General features: G+C 37.8%; 12 protein-coding genes. 4 read left to right on the top strand and 8 right to left on the bottom strand.

The window, feature by feature from the left end:
- Positions 1–39: 39 nt before the first annotated feature.
- Together VH441_RS00605 and VH441_RS00600 are read right to left on the bottom strand one after the other, a co-directional pair.
- On the bottom strand, positions 40–465 hold the full coding sequence (locus VH441_RS00605; RefSeq protein WP_434353562.1) for a LexA family protein: 426 nt from the start codon (positions 463–465) through the stop codon (positions 40–42).
- A 915-nt stretch (positions 466–1380) separates the two neighbouring features.
- Complete coding sequence (locus VH441_RS00600) at positions 1381–1479, bottom strand: N-acetylmuramidase domain-containing protein (RefSeq protein ID WP_434353561.1); 99 nt, start codon at positions 1477–1479, stop codon at positions 1381–1383.
- A gap of 213 nt (positions 1480–1692) precedes the next feature.
- On the opposite strand from VH441_RS00600, the gene VH441_RS00595 reads away from it, so the two are divergent.
- Together VH441_RS00595 and VH441_RS00590 are read left to right on the top strand one after the other, a co-directional pair.
- Positions 1693–3393: a formate--tetrahydrofolate ligase gene (locus tag VH441_RS00595; RefSeq protein ID WP_434353560.1), complete on the top strand. Its 1701-nt coding sequence runs from the start codon at positions 1693–1695 to the stop codon at positions 3391–3393.
- A gap of 81 nt (positions 3394–3474) precedes the next feature.
- Positions 3475–4632 (top strand): glycosyltransferase, encoded by a 1158-nt coding sequence (locus tag VH441_RS00590; RefSeq protein WP_434353559.1) that lies wholly within the window; start codon positions 3475–3477, stop codon positions 4630–4632.
- A gap of 82 nt (positions 4633–4714) precedes the next feature.
- Here the strand turns inward: VH441_RS00590 and VH441_RS00585 are convergent, their stop codons facing one another.
- The 4 genes from VH441_RS00585 to VH441_RS00570 form a co-directional block, all read right to left on the bottom strand.
- Positions 4715–6838 carry an ATP-dependent helicase gene (locus tag VH441_RS00585; protein ID WP_434353558.1) on the bottom strand — a complete coding sequence of 708 codons (2124 nt, stop codon included), beginning with the start codon at positions 6836–6838 and terminating at the stop codon, positions 4715–4717.
- A 166-nt stretch (positions 6839–7004) separates the two neighbouring features.
- Entirely contained in the window at positions 7005–9380 is a 2376-nt protein-coding gene (locus VH441_RS00580) for an esterase-like activity of phytase family protein (protein WP_434353557.1), read from the bottom strand.
- A 254-nt stretch (positions 9381–9634) separates the two neighbouring features.
- Positions 9635–10801, bottom strand: a complete 1167-nt coding sequence (locus VH441_RS00575) for a DEAD/DEAH box helicase (protein WP_434353556.1) — start codon at positions 10799–10801, stop codon at positions 9635–9637.
- A gap of 271 nt (positions 10802–11072) precedes the next feature.
- Positions 11073–11285 carry a cold shock domain-containing protein gene (locus tag VH441_RS00570; protein WP_434353555.1) on the bottom strand — a complete coding sequence of 71 codons (213 nt, stop codon included), beginning with the start codon at positions 11283–11285 and terminating at the stop codon, positions 11073–11075.
- A 315-nt stretch (positions 11286–11600) separates the two neighbouring features.
- Between VH441_RS00570 and aroQ the strand changes: the two genes are divergently transcribed.
- Positions 11601–12059, top strand: coding sequence for a type II 3-dehydroquinate dehydratase (gene aroQ / locus VH441_RS00565; RefSeq protein WP_434353554.1), 459 nt, complete (start codon positions 11601–11603; stop codon positions 12057–12059).
- 89 nt (positions 12060–12148) lie between these two features.
- Here the strand turns inward: aroQ and VH441_RS00560 are convergent, their stop codons facing one another.
- A complete protein-coding gene (locus VH441_RS00560) occupies positions 12149–12979 on the bottom strand; it encodes an ion transporter (RefSeq protein WP_434353553.1) in 831 nt (276 codons plus the stop codon).
- Positions 12980–13212: 233 nt separating this feature from the next.
- Here VH441_RS00560 and VH441_RS00555 point away from each other — a divergent pair, with 233 nt between their 5' ends.
- A complete protein-coding gene (locus VH441_RS00555; RefSeq protein ID WP_434353552.1) occupies positions 13213–13962 on the top strand; it encodes a YebC/PmpR family DNA-binding transcriptional regulator in 750 nt (249 codons plus the stop codon).
- A 113-nt stretch (positions 13963–14075) separates the two neighbouring features.
- On the opposite strand, the gene VH441_RS00550 is transcribed toward VH441_RS00555, so the two are convergent.
- The gene (locus VH441_RS00550) at positions 14076–15023 is read right to left on the bottom strand and encodes a hypothetical protein (RefSeq protein WP_434353551.1); all 948 of its coding nucleotides are present in this window, start codon (positions 15021–15023) and stop codon (positions 14076–14078) included.
- Positions 15024–15192 lie beyond the last annotated feature (169 nt).

The raw sequence follows: 15192 nt of genomic DNA, 5'->3' as shown, positions 1-15192 counted from the left end.
GAGAATAAAACGGAACCATGTTAGGCAACAATAGTTGTCTTATTTAAAACTACGTATCACATTTGTTACAACACCAAAGACTTCAAAGTCCATATCACTGTTAAGCTCTATATTTTGGTATTCAGGGTTATGGGCAACTAGCATAGGTTTTTGCTCTAGTACTAGCTCCTTAACAGTAAACTCCCCATTTACCATGCACACAACAATATCTCCTGATACAGCTTCTATACTTCTATCTACAACCAATAAGTCATTATCAAAGATACCTTTGTTAATCATTGAGTGCCCACTAGAACGTACTAAAAAGGTTGCACTAGGGTGAGTTATACAAAGTTCATTTAAATCAATACTTGCGTCAGCGTAGCCCTCTGCTGGTGATGGAAAGCCAGCCGGTACAGCTTCAATAAAGAAAGGTAAGGGCTGATATGTTTTTGCCGAAAGTTTACCAAGTATTTTGATAGTCATTACTGTGTCAACCTAATAAGAGGATAAGTGATTATAACTGGAATTGAACAATCACCCAACGATAGAACACTAATTAATAGCATGAATAGCACCTAATAGCACGCAATAGCAGACAGCTCAATCCCTCGTATCCCTTGGTACGCATAGCATAGAAAGGAATTAATAGCATAATAGCGTGTTTTGGGGGTGCGTGCGTGTGCAAGCAATTGAAGGCGTTTCTATGATAAGTATATAACCTCAAGAGTCAACCAACAATAAATATAGCAAGCCTCATATGTGACATTAATTAATCAATAAATGCAATCAACCAAAAGCTATTTAGGTCAGAGTAAATAATAGTAATGCCAACATCCTACCCAAAGGAGGGGGGTATCAAAAAGTTTGGGAAGGTATACCAAGCGGACACCACACCCTCTCTCATTCATAAAAAAATTTCTATTTTGAAAAAAAATTTCCCTTTTTTGTCTTATGAATTTATGGAATAGACAAAAAGGCGGTAGTAGACTGTATAAGAGTATGAGCAATAAACATGACAAGGACAAAAGAGAAAAGCCATTTGCAAATTATATAGGCAGAGCTTTTAGCTACCTAGGGGGGAGTACAAAGTGGGAAGGCTTAGTCTAAAAGACCATCGAGCCCCAGCGTTTTTTTATGTGGTCAAAAGTCGGCAGGGGGTATACCCAAATAGGCAATACACTTTGTAAAATTACGGTATATTTTACGGTATATTTAAAATACGAAAACCTTAATCCCTTTTAAATAAAGGGCTGTATAGATAAAAACAACTCCCGCCACCTCCACCATATTTTATGTTTTAAATCAATAACTTGTAATTTTAGATATATTTTTGACAAGTTTTTGACATGATACCCCACTCAATCGAGCGGGGTTTTTTGTTGTTCATTGTTAACTGTATCACAAGTATGCGTGTTTTAGCTTATTATGATAGCCGTGTACCCAGTATTTACTTCCGTTCCAAGTTTTAGCTATGACTTTCCAATTATGTTGCCGCATAGCGGTACGTAACCCCCATGCGTTCATTAGTGTTAATACAGCTTCTAACTGGCTTTATTCATCTCGATACATTGCATTCACAAAATCCTACACATTGTCAAAACCTGCTTTTTTATTTGGCAAATAAACAACACACACCAAAAGTTAATATTAATCACAAATATCAGTTATGTTATTATCTATTAATAAATAATAATTAAGGATTAACATAACATGGCAAACATACCCAACGACCACCAAATAGCAACACAAGCACACATCCAACCAATTGAAGACATCGCTAAAAAACTTGGGTTAACACCAGAAAAAATCGAACCTTACGGGCATGACAAAGCCAAGCTAAACCCAACCGACATCTTCTCTGCTCCTGCTAAATCAAATAATAACAAACTCATTTTAGTTACCGCCATTAACCCAACACCGGCAGGAGAAGGTAAAACCACCGTCACTATTGGGCTTGCTGACGCACTCAACCGTATCAATACCCACAATACCAAAAACGCTATAGTTGCCTTACGCGAGCCTTCACTTGGCCCTGTATTTGGCATTAAAGGCGGTGCTGCTGGTGGTGGTTATGCTCAGGTTTTACCAATGGAAGACATTAACCTACACTTTACAGGTGACTTTCATGCTATTGGTGCGGCTAACAATTTGCTAGCTGCCATGTTAGATAACCATATATATCAAGGAAATGCGCTAAATATCGACCCAAAACGTGTCATGTGGCGAAGAGCAGTCGACATGAATGACCGTCAGCTCCGTCACATTATCAGTGGTGTTGGTAAAACCACAGATGGCATTATGCGTGATGATGGATTTGATATTACCGTTGCTTCTGAAGTAATGGCTGCCTTTTGTTTAGCTAACGATTTAACTGATTTAAAACAGCGCCTTGGTAACATGGTAGTGGCTTATACCCATGATAAACAGCCGGTATTTGCCAAACAGCTAAACGCACAAGGTGCCATGACGGCACTACTTAAAAATGCAATTAAACCCAACCTTGTACAAACAATAGAAGGCACACCTGCCATTGTGCATGGAGGTCCATTTGCTAATATCGCCCACGGATGCAATTCTGTAATAGCAACACAGATTGCAAGGCATTTATCTGACTATACGATTACCGAAGCTGGATTTGGTGCCGACTTAGGTGCAGAAAAATTTTGTGACATCAAGTGCCGACTTGCCGACATAAAACCCGATGTCGCCGTATTGGTGGCAACAGTTCGGGCATTAAAATATAATGGTGGCGTTAAAAAAGATCTACTAACCGAAGAAAACCTTGACGCCCTAAAAAAAGGCTTACCCAACTTACTGAAACATATCGAAAATATGCGTACAGTATTTGGTTTGCCAGTGGTCGTTGCTTTAAACCGCTTTGTTTCTGATAGCGATGATGAGCTAGAGATGATTATTAAAGCTTGTGCTGATATGGGGGTAAAAGTTGCCTTAACAGAAGTTTGGGAGCATGGTGGTAAAGGTGGTGAACAACTCGCTAATATGGTAATGCAAACACTGGATGACCACCCTATCAATACATTTAAATTTGCTTATGATGTGAATGATAGCATTATCAACAAAATCCATCAGTTAGCCAAAAAAATCTATGGCGCAAAAGATGTAGATTTGAGCCTCTCTGCCAAAAATGCCATCAAACGCCTTGAACGCTTAGGGCTAGATAAACTACCTATTTGCGTTGCAAAAACACAATACTCATTTAGTGACAATGCCAAACTACTGGGCGTGCCAACTGATTTTATTTTGCATGTACGTGATATCAACGTATCTGCCGGTGCTGGCTTTATCGTTGTCATTTGTGGCAATATCATGAAAATGCCTGGACTACCCAAAGTACCAGCAGCTGAGCATATCAATATTAATGAAGATGGCAAAATTGTTGGTCTGTTCTAGCATTTTATCTATTTAAGCTATTTAAAAAAAAGTGCTATAATTTAGCCTTTCATTAAATAACGTTTTTTATTAGTTTACATTATGATTGTTATGCGTCTGCTCTCGTCTTTAAAGCATGATGAATCCGAACGGGGTATTTATCATCTAGGACATAGGCTTGTAAAAAATGGTCATACATCCATTGTGGTGGCAAGTGCAGATAAAGATGACAAATTGGTAAAACGCCTTGAGCGTGATGGCAATATCTACCACCAAATAAAAATGAAGAAAAAATCATGGTGGTCGATTACTCAGGCTTTTGCGTTACGTCGACTAATAGAAAAAAACAAACCTGATGTGATCCATGTTCACTCTCGTACCCCTGCTTGGATTCTGCACTGGGCATTAAAAGGCGCAAGGCTTAAAAAGCCACCAAAGATTGTTTCTACGGTCTATGGTTTTTATACGCTCAACAACTACTCAAAAGCTTTGTTTTATTCGGATGTGGTTATCTCTGTATCCGATAGTGTTACTCAATATTTAAAAGACAACCTAAAACAAAGTTACCATTACACCAAACCCATTGTACGCATTTATCGTGGGGTTGATGTACGTCACTTCCCCTACCGCTATAACCCATCAGTTTACTGGCTACGTCATATTTTTGCTGAGTTTCCTGAACTTGAACATAAAAAATGGTTACTGTTCCCCAGTATTATTGATAAAGAATATGGTCAAGAATGGTTGCTCGATATCTTAGGTAATTTACAGGTACATTTTCCAAACATTCATGTCATTATCATGGATGATGATAAAGAACACCCTGATAATGTTACTTATGAAGAGTTTCGTCAACGGGCATTTGCTTTAGATTTGGATAAGCGCATTACTTATGTAGGTAGCAAGCGCAACGATATGAAAGAGTGGCTATCAGGATCTAATCTTGTATTAGCCTTAGCAAATCAACCAGAATCCATTGGTATCCCCGTTTTGCAGGCAATACACCTTGGTACTCCCGTTGTGGGTTGGGATAAAGCTGCTCATGCAGAAATATTACGCGCAACTTACCCTCAAGGGATGGTAAAGAAAACAGATGCGCAAGCGGTTAGCAAAGCTGTAAAAACTCAGTTAGACATTGTGCAACGCCCTGCCATGACCCATAAGTTTGAACTAAAACAAACCATTAATGAAACCTTACAAGTCTATCAGCTATTATATGAAGGCAAAGAAATCCCTGAAAAATTTAGCGAGTTAACTTAAACCATCATTTTAAATTCTATTGAATCCCTTAGTTTATTTACTCCGTTACGTTATAACCTTACGGCTTAAATAGCCTTACACCTTACCACCACACCGCTTCATTTTCTTCTTTTTCTACACTGTCTGCAATTACACAGCTGCTAGGTACTTCTGCAATAAATCGAGACGCCTTATCAAAATAACCAGCGTAACTTGCAAGATAATTAGGCGCCGTTAAGTATAAACGTGTTTTTGCTCGACTACATGCCACATAAAACAATTTACGTTCTTCCTCAAGTTCTTCAAAATTATGAGAAGACTTATAGTGCGGCATCATGCCATCTATTAAACTATTCACAAACACCACTTGCCACTCTAGCCCTTTTGCACTATGAATGGTAGAGATAGTTACCACATCCTCCTCGGCTGGCTCATTGGTTTGAACCGCAACAGAATCATTGGGTGGGTCTAATGCCAAACTTTCTAAAAAGCTGTCAATACGTTGGTGCTCATTTGCTAACCCTTTTAGCACTCTAAAGTCCTCTGCTCTTTCTTTCCAGTTTTCTTCTAAAAGCTGTAAAACGGGCAAATAAAAATCTAAAAGAATCTCTAGTATCTCTTCAATCGAATCGGCTTGATTTGCTTTTGTTAACGTTTGATATAACGGTTGTAGTTGCTCACTACGGCTAGCAAAATTTGCTTGTATTAATGGCTCAAAACTATTTTCTGCCTGACTAATCGCCTCTGCAATTTTAGTGGCTGTTACCGCACCAATACCTTTTAAAATAGTTAAAATCCTATGCCATGCAATCACATCATTTGGGTTATGCAATACACGGACAAACGCAAGTACATCTTTAATATGTCTTTTTTCTACAAACTTAATACCACCCACCACAACAAAAGGGATATTTTTTTCCATAAATTCAAGCTGAACATAGTTTGATTGATAGGAGGTTCTACCCAGTACCGCAAAGTCTTTATAATCAAAGCTGTCTCGTAATTGTAAGATAGTATCTGCAATGTACTTTGCTTCTGCTTGCTCGTCACGGCATCTAGTAAATACGGGTTTTTCACCATCTATGGAGTTATCCGAAAACAAACTTTTTTTATAACCCAATGTGATTTGGTCAGATAACGCATTTACAAAGTCCAAAACCGCAGGGCTACTACGATAATTTTGCTCTAACTTAATGAGTTTTGCATCAGGGTATGTATGACCAAATAATAAAATGTTTTGATAATTGGCACCTCTAAAAGCATAGATACTTTGGTTATCATCTCCCACCACCATCAAGGATCCATAACCACTTTTTGTGCTAATCAAGTCAATTAACTCTTTTTGCGGAATATTGGTATCTTGATACTCGTCTACCATAATGTGTTGATAGGCTTGTTGAACCCGTTCACGAAATAGTGGGTTAGTTTGCAAATGCCTAACGACCTGAGAAATGATGTCATCAAAATCATATAAATCTTTTTTACGTTTATAGTTATGATACTGTTTGGCAATTTGTTCAATCGTTTCAATATAACCTGATAAATCTGGATAATTTTTATTAACAAGTGCCTCTACCGTTAGTCTGCGATTACGACAAGTTGAGATAATAACTTGTAAGGTTTTTTTACGAGGAAAATGAACCTTACCTATTTTTTTAAAGTTATTTTCTTTTACAACTAAGTCGATGGCATCTTCTGAATCCCCCGTATCTAAAATGGTAAATTGAGCATTAATGTTTAACAGTTTTGCATAGCGGCGAAGTAACATATTACAAAAGGAGTGAAACGTACCACTGGCAATATCATAACCAGCAAGATTTTGCAGTTTATCTCCCAACAGGTGTTTTGCACGCGCTTTGATTTCATTTGCGGCCTTGCGAGTAAAAGTTAATAAAAGAATCTGACTTGGCAAAACCCCTTGTTCAATTAAATAACTGGTACGATAAGTTAATGTTTTAGTTTTACCAGAACCTGCCCCAGCAATCACTAACATTTGCCCTTGGGTGGTAGTTGCCGCAAGCAGTTGGCTGGCATTTAACTCATCTGCATAGTTAACAGCAAGCTGACTGCTAACACACATGTTATCGTAACTATTGCTGTTATCTTCTGGATTGATTAAATTACTTTCTAAACGATTGATAGCAAGCTTTAGTTCATCTATTTTTTGCTTCGTCACCGTATCAAAAGGTGGGTAGTTATACTGCTCTGTATCAAAGACACTGTTCATTGAGTTAGTTTCCAATTTTTATTTGAATACTTTTATTTGATGACAGAGGTATCCAAAGCACTGTTATTTTTTAATATGTTAGATGATTATAATATAGTTAATAAAAAAAACGCCAACATTACGCTGGCGTTTTGTAGTTAAACCTTATGATATTCCTGTTTTGAGCTTAAAATAGCTGACCTAAATTTTTAAGCATGGTTTCACCACTGTTGTCATCAACACCATCGTTATCATTGATAATCCAAGCATTACCTGCGCTATCAACCGCCAGTCCTTCAACTTTTTCAAATGCCAGATTACCACCCGTTGTTAAATCACCTTTTTTAATTAAATCACGTACCAGGGTTTTTTTAACAAGGCTCTCTTTTTGTACATTACTTAAATCAATTTGGTAAATACGCTTAACTGCCGCATCATAGTTACCTTGGTTATCACGCTCTAACACGGCAAATTTGCCATTACCAAGTGGGGCAATATCAGACAAACCAACCCAACCACCTCGTTGTGATTCAGCTGTATCTAATGGATAATGGACAAACATCCATTCTCCATTTTTTGGGTCTAAAATAGCAATACGAGGATGTTTTTCACCGGCCCAAGCACGTTGGAAGGCAATATAAACCTTGCCATCTTGCTCGGCAACACCTTCAAAACCAAAACGAATCTGTTTTTCATTGACCGCCTCTGGTAATGTAAATACCTGAGTAATGTTACCCATCTCATCTGTTTTTAATACCATGTTGACACTATTAAGTGGACGTTTTTTAGCTTCTGTCAATGTGCCAGAGCCTTCTGACGCAATCCAAAAACCACCATCACTTGCCACCGCTATACCCTCTGGATCAATATTTACCGTCTTATCCGCATTGATGAGCTTCGCTAAATCTTGATTATCAAATACCGTATTGCGTTCAGCACTTTTAGCACCAGCTTTTGCTACTTGTTTAACTGGTAATGCCGCCAACACACCGTTGCTATCTTTAATTTTCATCTCTTTGTTAATCATGGCTGGGTAGCCATTAGTATTGATGCTAAAGATACTGTTTTTACCGTTAAAGCTGTCATTAACCGCATATAAAGTCGTACCATTAACTGCAAGACCAGACATTGCATTCCACGCAATTGGCACACCATTTGCGGTAGCAGAACGGAGTGAAGGATAAGTCGGTTTAGCGACGTTTTGATACTGATAAATATTTAATACAGAACGCATTTTGTCACCACGGTTATCCACTTCACTTGCGGCAATAAGCAAGTTACGGTTTGGTATTGCTAAAATACCTTCAGGACCAACGCCCGCTGGTAACGCCTGTCTAAACTTTGGTTTGGCAGGGTTGCTAACATCATAAACGGTTACCATATTCGCCCGCTCTGATGCGATAAATAACAGGTTATCACTCCCATATTTACCAAATTCGGCATTTTCTGGCTCATTACCTTTATTGGCAGATCGTTTTTCTGGATATTGACCTAAGCTAACAGCCAAATGTTCTAAAAAATTACCAGAATCAAACACAACATTGCCATTTTTATTAAAAATACTAAAGCCACGGCTACCGCCTTTCCAGTCACCTTCATTTGCTGTGGCAAAATAGGTATCATCAATCCAACTAGCGCCATCTGGTTCACGGGCAACATTTGATAACTTTTTATCAAGGGTGATTAACCGTGGTTTTTCTTCATCTATATCCACATTGGTTAAGTTCACAGAACCCGCTGAAAAATGAGATGTCACTTTGCCAGTTGCCGCATCAACAATCGCAATGTGGTTGTTTTCTTGCATTGTGACCAAAATCTCATTTTTACCATTAAAGTCAACGTATTCTGGCTCTGGATCAGAGTTGGCTAACATGCCTTTTAAGCCGGTTAATTCAACTGTTTTTGCTTGCCATTTAGTTGGCTTTTTATCCATTAAATTTACAATAACTAACTTACCCGCTGGCAACTGTGGCAGCGCACCTTCTTCGCCATTTACCTTGGCATCTTCATCACGTTCATTCTCAATCGCAATGGCAGCATATTTGCCATCCTTGCTCACGGCAACAGAATCTGGCTGCCCGCCCATATCAATGCTAGCAACGGTTTTTTTGCTTGTCATATCAACCACTTTTAAAACCCCAGATGGCTTGCTATAACTTTCTGAAGTATTAACCCCAACCAAAGCATAATTGCCTTTTACATATACAGATGTTGGCTCACCACCAACATCTACACCCCCTTTTGGCATTGGTTTGGCAGGGTTCGTTATATCCACAAATCCTATTTTCTTTTGCTCACCATCTGTGTATACAAGGGTCATACCATCTTCAGACACTGAGGCAATTTCAGCAACCGTTTCTGTGTTTGTATCACAGTTTGCACTGATCTGTTCACAAATACCAAAACTTGCCACACGATTAAAATAAGTACCTTTTGGCATAGTTTTGCTGGTGGCTTGTGTCATGGTACCTGTTTGCTGTGTCGTTGTTGCTGTACCAGCACATGCTGCTAAACTTAAAGCGCTTACTGCAAAAGCAAGCGGTTTTATGATTGAAATTGCCATAGTATGTTCCATTATTAATGTTTGTTAGTTAGTTTATTAATTTGCTTATATAACCTAAATATAAATTTTGCTTTAATATAGATATATTAAGCGTATCGAAGCAAAATAATACTAATAAAAAAAAATGACAATAATATGAAACAGTTAACCACAAAAAACAAAAAATCCTTTAGTTTATAGTCACTAAAGGATTTTAATAAGTTAGTTATGGGGTTAACACAAAACCCACTAAGTTTTGGTAGAAAAACGCATGATTAGCCTTGCCACTGCTGTAAATCAAACTTGGTTTCTAAGTGGTTTTCTAACGCTGGCAAATTAAAAGCATCATCCTCACTAACAAAGCTAATACTAACGCCTGTATGCCCTGCTCGCCCAGTACGACCAATGCGATGTACATAATCATCTGGTTGGTCTGGCAAGGTATAATTGACAACATGGCTAATGTCATCTACATGAATACCTCGTCCTGCGACATCGGTGGCTACCATAATCTTAGCACCACCATTGGCATTATCATCTTTAAAGCGTTGCAAGTACTTTTCACGGCGAGACTGATCAACATCGCCTGACAACATCACTGTTTTATAATCTGATTTAAGCTTGTAGTACAAACGTTTAACCTGATCTTTACGATTAGCAAAAATAATGAGTTTTTTTACATCATCTTGTTCGATAATTTGGCGTAATGCTAACAACTTTTGATCTTCCATTAATAAGTAAAACTGTTGGTCGACCAAATCACTGGTTTTATTTTCTGGTTCAATTTCTACAAAAACTGGTTGATACAACCAACGATATGCTAGGTTCATCACATCTTGGTTAAACGTTGCCGAAAACAGTAAGCTTTGACGGTCTGTATTTGCTGGCATGCGTCTAACCAATCGTTTAATATCAGGGATAAAGCCCATATCAAGCATTCTATCCGCTTCATCCAATACCAAAACTTCCACACGATCTAAAAAAATCTCATGTTTATGCACCCAGTCAATTAACCTGCCAGGTGTTGCTATCAAAATATCTAAGTAACCCTTATCAAATTCTGATTGTTGCTTGGCATAATCGGTACCACCCATGACACACACACTGTGCAATTTAGTAAAGCGTGTTAACTCTACACAGTCTTCGTATATTTGCTGTGCAAGCTCACGCGTGGGTGCAAGGATAACCGCACGAGGCTCTCCTAAAAAACGTTTGTCTGCTTTTTCAAAAGGTCTTTTTAGCAATGCTTCTATTAAAGTGATTAAAAAGGTAGCCGTTTTGCCTGTACCAGTTTGAGCCTGACCAATCGCATCTTGCCCAGCAAGTGTATGAGGTAAGATTTGGGCTTGAATTGGCGTAAGGGTAGAAAAACCAAGCTTATGAATCGCCTTTTGACATGATGGCGTTAAGGGAAGTTGCTCAAAAGTGGTGAATGAACTCAAGATAAATCCTTATGCATAATGATAGTTAAAAAACAAAAAAAGGCAAGCTTAAGCAAAATCCCACCGCTCTTTTATTGTATTGTACCTTAATTAGGTTATGGCAAACACCATAATCTAAATTTATTACATACAATTAAAGCGATGCAACCACGCCCAAACTTAGCCTTTTTAAAAACCAGATAAGCGCTTAGCAAAAAACTAAACACTTAAACAGGTTTTTATGATAACGGACAAAAAAATAACGGCAACTTACGTAACCGCTATTCATCAGTTAAGCTTGCTTAATAACGTTTTCAGCTTGCAAGCCTTTTTGTCCTTCAGTCACTTCAAACTCAACTTTTTCACCATCTTTTAGTGAACGGTAGCCGTCACCTTGGATAGCACGGAAATGTACGAAGATGTCTTCGCCACTTTCACGTTGAATAAAACCAAAACCTTTTGAGTCGTTAAACCACTTAACAACACCTTGTTCACGCTCTGCCATACAATTACTTCCTAAATGCAGTGAATAATCTTACTTACAACCAGCAAACACCTCACGCATCTTATGATTATGAGTAGATAACTTATCACTTTTTATTAAAACTTTATTTTTTTAGATAGGAACCACAACAATTATCAACTATTAACAAACAGCAAGAAAACAGCAATAATTCTTATCTGATGTCATCATAGCATGTATACCACTTAACACAAAGTTTTTTAACATAAATTTAATAATATTACTAAAAATAATGCCCCATTCGTGCTATTTTATAAGGTATTTTCATTTATTAGACAATTTTTTAAATACACAGTTATGAATAAACGCATTTTAATCATTAATGGACCAAACCTAAATTTGCTTGGTAAGCGTGAACCAACTATTTATGGCACGACCACTTTAACCGATATACAAAACACACTCAGCGAACAAGCTAAGCAACAAGGTATTGAGTTATCTTTTATTCAATCTAACCATGAGGGTGAGCTGGTTAATGCTATCCAGCAACAAGGGTTACTTTGTAGTTGCGAGGAACAAGTAGATGCCATTATTATAAATCCTGCTGCTTTTACACACACTTCAGTTGCTATTAGAGATGCCATTTTAGCAACCGATAAACCTTTTATTGAAGTTCATTTATCAAACGTACATGCCCGTGAAGAATTTAGAAAGCACTCTTTTTTAAGCGATAAAGCAGTGGGTGTCATTTGTGGTTTAGGTGCAAAAGGCTATGAAATGGCATTAAGTTATTTTATTGACAACTTATATGAATAAAATAAAAAATGCTACTTAAGCAACATTAACAAAAAGCCGCTCATACACTGGATATAGCGGCTTTTTTATCAATGGACTTTTTTATGTTATTAAAAATGCAGTTCATGTCCACAACGGTCGCAATAATGCGCGCCTGAAGCATGACCATATTTACCACAATTTGGGCAAGTAACAGGGTGTAATTGCGGGCGCATATTTTTAGCAAGCTCAGAGGTAAAAATGCCAGTTGGCACCGCAATAATTGAGTAACCCACAATCATAATCATACTGGCTACGGCCTGCCCCAATGGCGTTTTAGGAGAGATGTCACCATAACCGACAGTCGTCAGTGTCACAATTGCCCAGTAAATGGATATGGGAATACTGGTAAAGCCATTTTCAGGCCCTTCAATAACATACAATACCGAACCAAAAACGGTAACCACTAACAAAACAAATAAGAAAAATACAAAAATCTTTTGCTTGCTAGAATTAAGCGCAGAAGCAAGAAAACTTGCTTGCTTCATATAAGCTGCCAGTTTTAATACACGGAAAACCCGTAAAATACGCAAAATGCGCACAACGGTCATATACTGCACACCACCTAAGAACAAGCTTAAATAGGTTGGCAATAACGACAATAAATCAACAATGCCAAAAAAACTAAAGGCATAGCGTGCCCTATTAGGGGTTGAAAATAGCCGCAGTGTATATTCAAGTGTAAACAAAATGGTAAATATCCACTCTGCATAAAACAATATTTCACTATATTTGAGCCGTATGTACAACACACTATCAAGCATGACGACAGCCACACTCGCAATAATAGCAACCATTAAAAAAATATCAAAAAACTTACCTAATCGAGTGTCAGTTCCATCAATAACGATATGAATACGCTCACGCAAGTCTGCAATATTTTTTTTAGTTAGCAACTTCATGTAATAAACCTTAGCTAGGCATAACACTTAAACAAAGTATGGTACAAGTTTTAAACCAACTCACAACAATGATATATTTGTGATATTAATTGGAGTAAAAACCATGATTTGGGTATAATACCACTCAAAATTTGTATTAATAACCTAATTATTTTACCAAAAATTAGTAACAAACAACACAGGTTTTAACTCTATTGCTGAGTCATACTTGTAAAATACGTTAAGGAAATATTATGGCAGGTCATAGTAAATGGGCTAACATTAAGCATAAAAAAGCAAAAGAAGATGCCAAACGCGGTAAAGTTTTTACCAAAATTATTCGTGAAATTATATCAGCAACCAAACAAGGCGACCCTGACCCTGCTACCAACCCTCGCCTACGTGCCGCTGTAGAAAAAGCACTTTCTGCCAATATGACTAAAGACACCATTAAACGTGCTATTGAGCGTGGTGCAGGTACTGGCGAAGGCGGTGATATGGAAGAGATCACCTACGAAGGCTACGGCGTTGGTGGCGTTGCTGTTTTAGTAGAAACCATGACAGATAACGTGAATCGTACTGTTGGGGAGATTCGTCATGCGTTTAGTAAAATGGGCGGTAACTTAGGCACATCTGGCTCTGTTAACTATTTATTTAGCCAACGTGGCGAAATTATTTTTTCTGATGTATCACTTGAAGATGACGTTATGATGGCAGCATTAGACGCTGGCGCAACCGACATTGAAAACGATGGTGAAGCCCTAATTGTTGTGACCGAACCTGATGCTTTTGGTACGGTTAAAGATGCTTTAGATGCTGCTGGATTAGAAGCAGATAACGCAGAGGTTACTATGTCGCCATCGACCACAGCTGATATTGATAACATTGAAGATGCCGAAAAAGTCATGAAACTGATTGATATGTTGGAAGACTTAGACGACGTACAGGAAGTTTATACCAACGTAAACTTTAACGATGATATCATGGCACAGCTAGAAGGATAAATCAGCCTAGCAAAGCCAATATATAAGCAATCATATATAAAGCCCCTACTTAGTTAATAAGTTTGGGGTTTTTTAGTATCTATAAGCTTTAGAAAAAGGTTTAGAAAAATTAACTAATTGATTAGCGCACCTTGTTTATTCACATTAATCACCTTATGACTTGGATAACGGGTAACATGAATCTGGTCATAACCACTGTCATGAAAAAGCTTATAGTCTGGTGCGGTGAGTACATTTTCGGGTTGATATTTATCCGTATGTACTAACAACCATAACTCTTGCAAAGGTCTACGAGTATGGTAAGCCTCGACCTTATGTGCTTTTTTTTCCATAACCGCATCCATATCATCTTGTGAAATCATCGACTTTTTGCTGGGTCGTTTAGCAAATTCTTCTGCTGGCATATAAAGCGTAGACATTGGTACTCTAAACCTATCATAATGATACATAACAGACTGAGAAGCAGCGCCCGTCTCTAAGTTTTCTTCTTTTTCGCGTAAACGGGCTATTTTGTGTAACGATTGCCAGTACCAACGTTTGCTAATTAAAGCTTTATCTCCCATATTATCACGCAGCCTTGGTAAAGTGGTTAACTCTACACCAACATAATATAAGCGAGAATCATGATAAAAAACTAAAGTGAAGTCCGGTTCTCGCCCATCATCATTACCCGAGATAATATGGATAGGATTTAAACCCGTAATCGCAAGGTAATGGGTTAAATAAATCCACTCTCTTTGGCGTTTACTTTGATTTTGGCGACTGGTTAACATTTTAAGACGATGATGGTTGGGACGATAAGAAGCAGAATTATTATTTACAATATTATTGTTATGGTTTAAAAGATTACTGTCAACTGAATTTTTGTACGGTATCTGCGTTCTAGAAGTGACTATATTTGTTTTAATTTGAGAAGTGAATTGACTGTTTTTAGATAACTGTTGGGGAGAATAAGAAGCCGATTTTTGTTTTGATTTGTTAGAGAGGTCAGATAGTATCTGGTAAAGATGTTGAAATTCCCACCAGTCTCGGAGTCGTTGCTGTCGGTTATTGGGTCTCATAAGCACCCTCATTAATCAACTGGCAACACCATTGTTTAAACAGACTAATCCAAGTCATAAACAAGCTCCTTATGCAGTCATAATTTACCAAAAGCATATTGCGACAGTCATAATTTAGCAAGTTAATAAGTCATTTTAATGACAAAGCAATTTGAATTACAAAGCAAAC

It is taken from the genome of Psychrobacter sp. HD31 (genome assembly GCF_051097895.1).
In the GTDB taxonomy this organism is placed as follows: domain Bacteria; phylum Pseudomonadota; class Gammaproteobacteria; order Pseudomonadales; family Moraxellaceae; genus Psychrobacter.
The sequence above is the reverse complement of the archived record's forward strand: the minus strand, read 5'-3'. Positions and strand labels throughout refer to the sequence as shown.

Coding starts and splice junctions, on each gene's coding strand:
- VH441_RS00605 (WP_434353562.1), bottom strand. CDS start 465: ATGACTATCAAAATACTTGGTAAACTTTCGGCAAAAACATATCAGCCC.
- VH441_RS00600 (WP_434353561.1), bottom strand. CDS start 1,479: ATGCGGCAACATAATTGGAAAGTCATAGCTAAAACTTGGAACGGAAGT.
- VH441_RS00595 (WP_434353560.1), top strand. CDS start 1,693: ATGGCAAACATACCCAACGACCACCAAATAGCAACACAAGCACACATC.
- VH441_RS00590 (WP_434353559.1), top strand. CDS start 3,475: ATGATTGTTATGCGTCTGCTCTCGTCTTTAAAGCATGATGAATCCGAA.
- VH441_RS00585 (WP_434353558.1), bottom strand. CDS start 6,838: ATGAACAGTGTCTTTGATACAGAGCAGTATAACTACCCACCTTTTGAT.
- VH441_RS00580 (WP_434353557.1), bottom strand. CDS start 9,380: ATGGCAATTTCAATCATAAAACCGCTTGCTTTTGCAGTAAGCGCTTTA.
- VH441_RS00570 (WP_434353555.1), bottom strand. CDS start 11,285: ATGGCAGAGCGTGAACAAGGTGTTGTTAAGTGGTTTAACGACTCAAAA.
- aroQ (WP_434353554.1), top strand. CDS start 11,601: ATGAATAAACGCATTTTAATCATTAATGGACCAAACCTAAATTTGCTT.
- VH441_RS00560 (WP_434353553.1), bottom strand. CDS start 12,979: ATGAAGTTGCTAACTAAAAAAAATATTGCAGACTTGCGTGAGCGTATT.
- VH441_RS00555 (WP_434353552.1), top strand. CDS start 13,213: ATGGCAGGTCATAGTAAATGGGCTAACATTAAGCATAAAAAAGCAAAA.
- VH441_RS00550 (WP_434353551.1), bottom strand. CDS start 15,023: ATGAGACCCAATAACCGACAGCAACGACTCCGAGACTGGTGGGAATTT.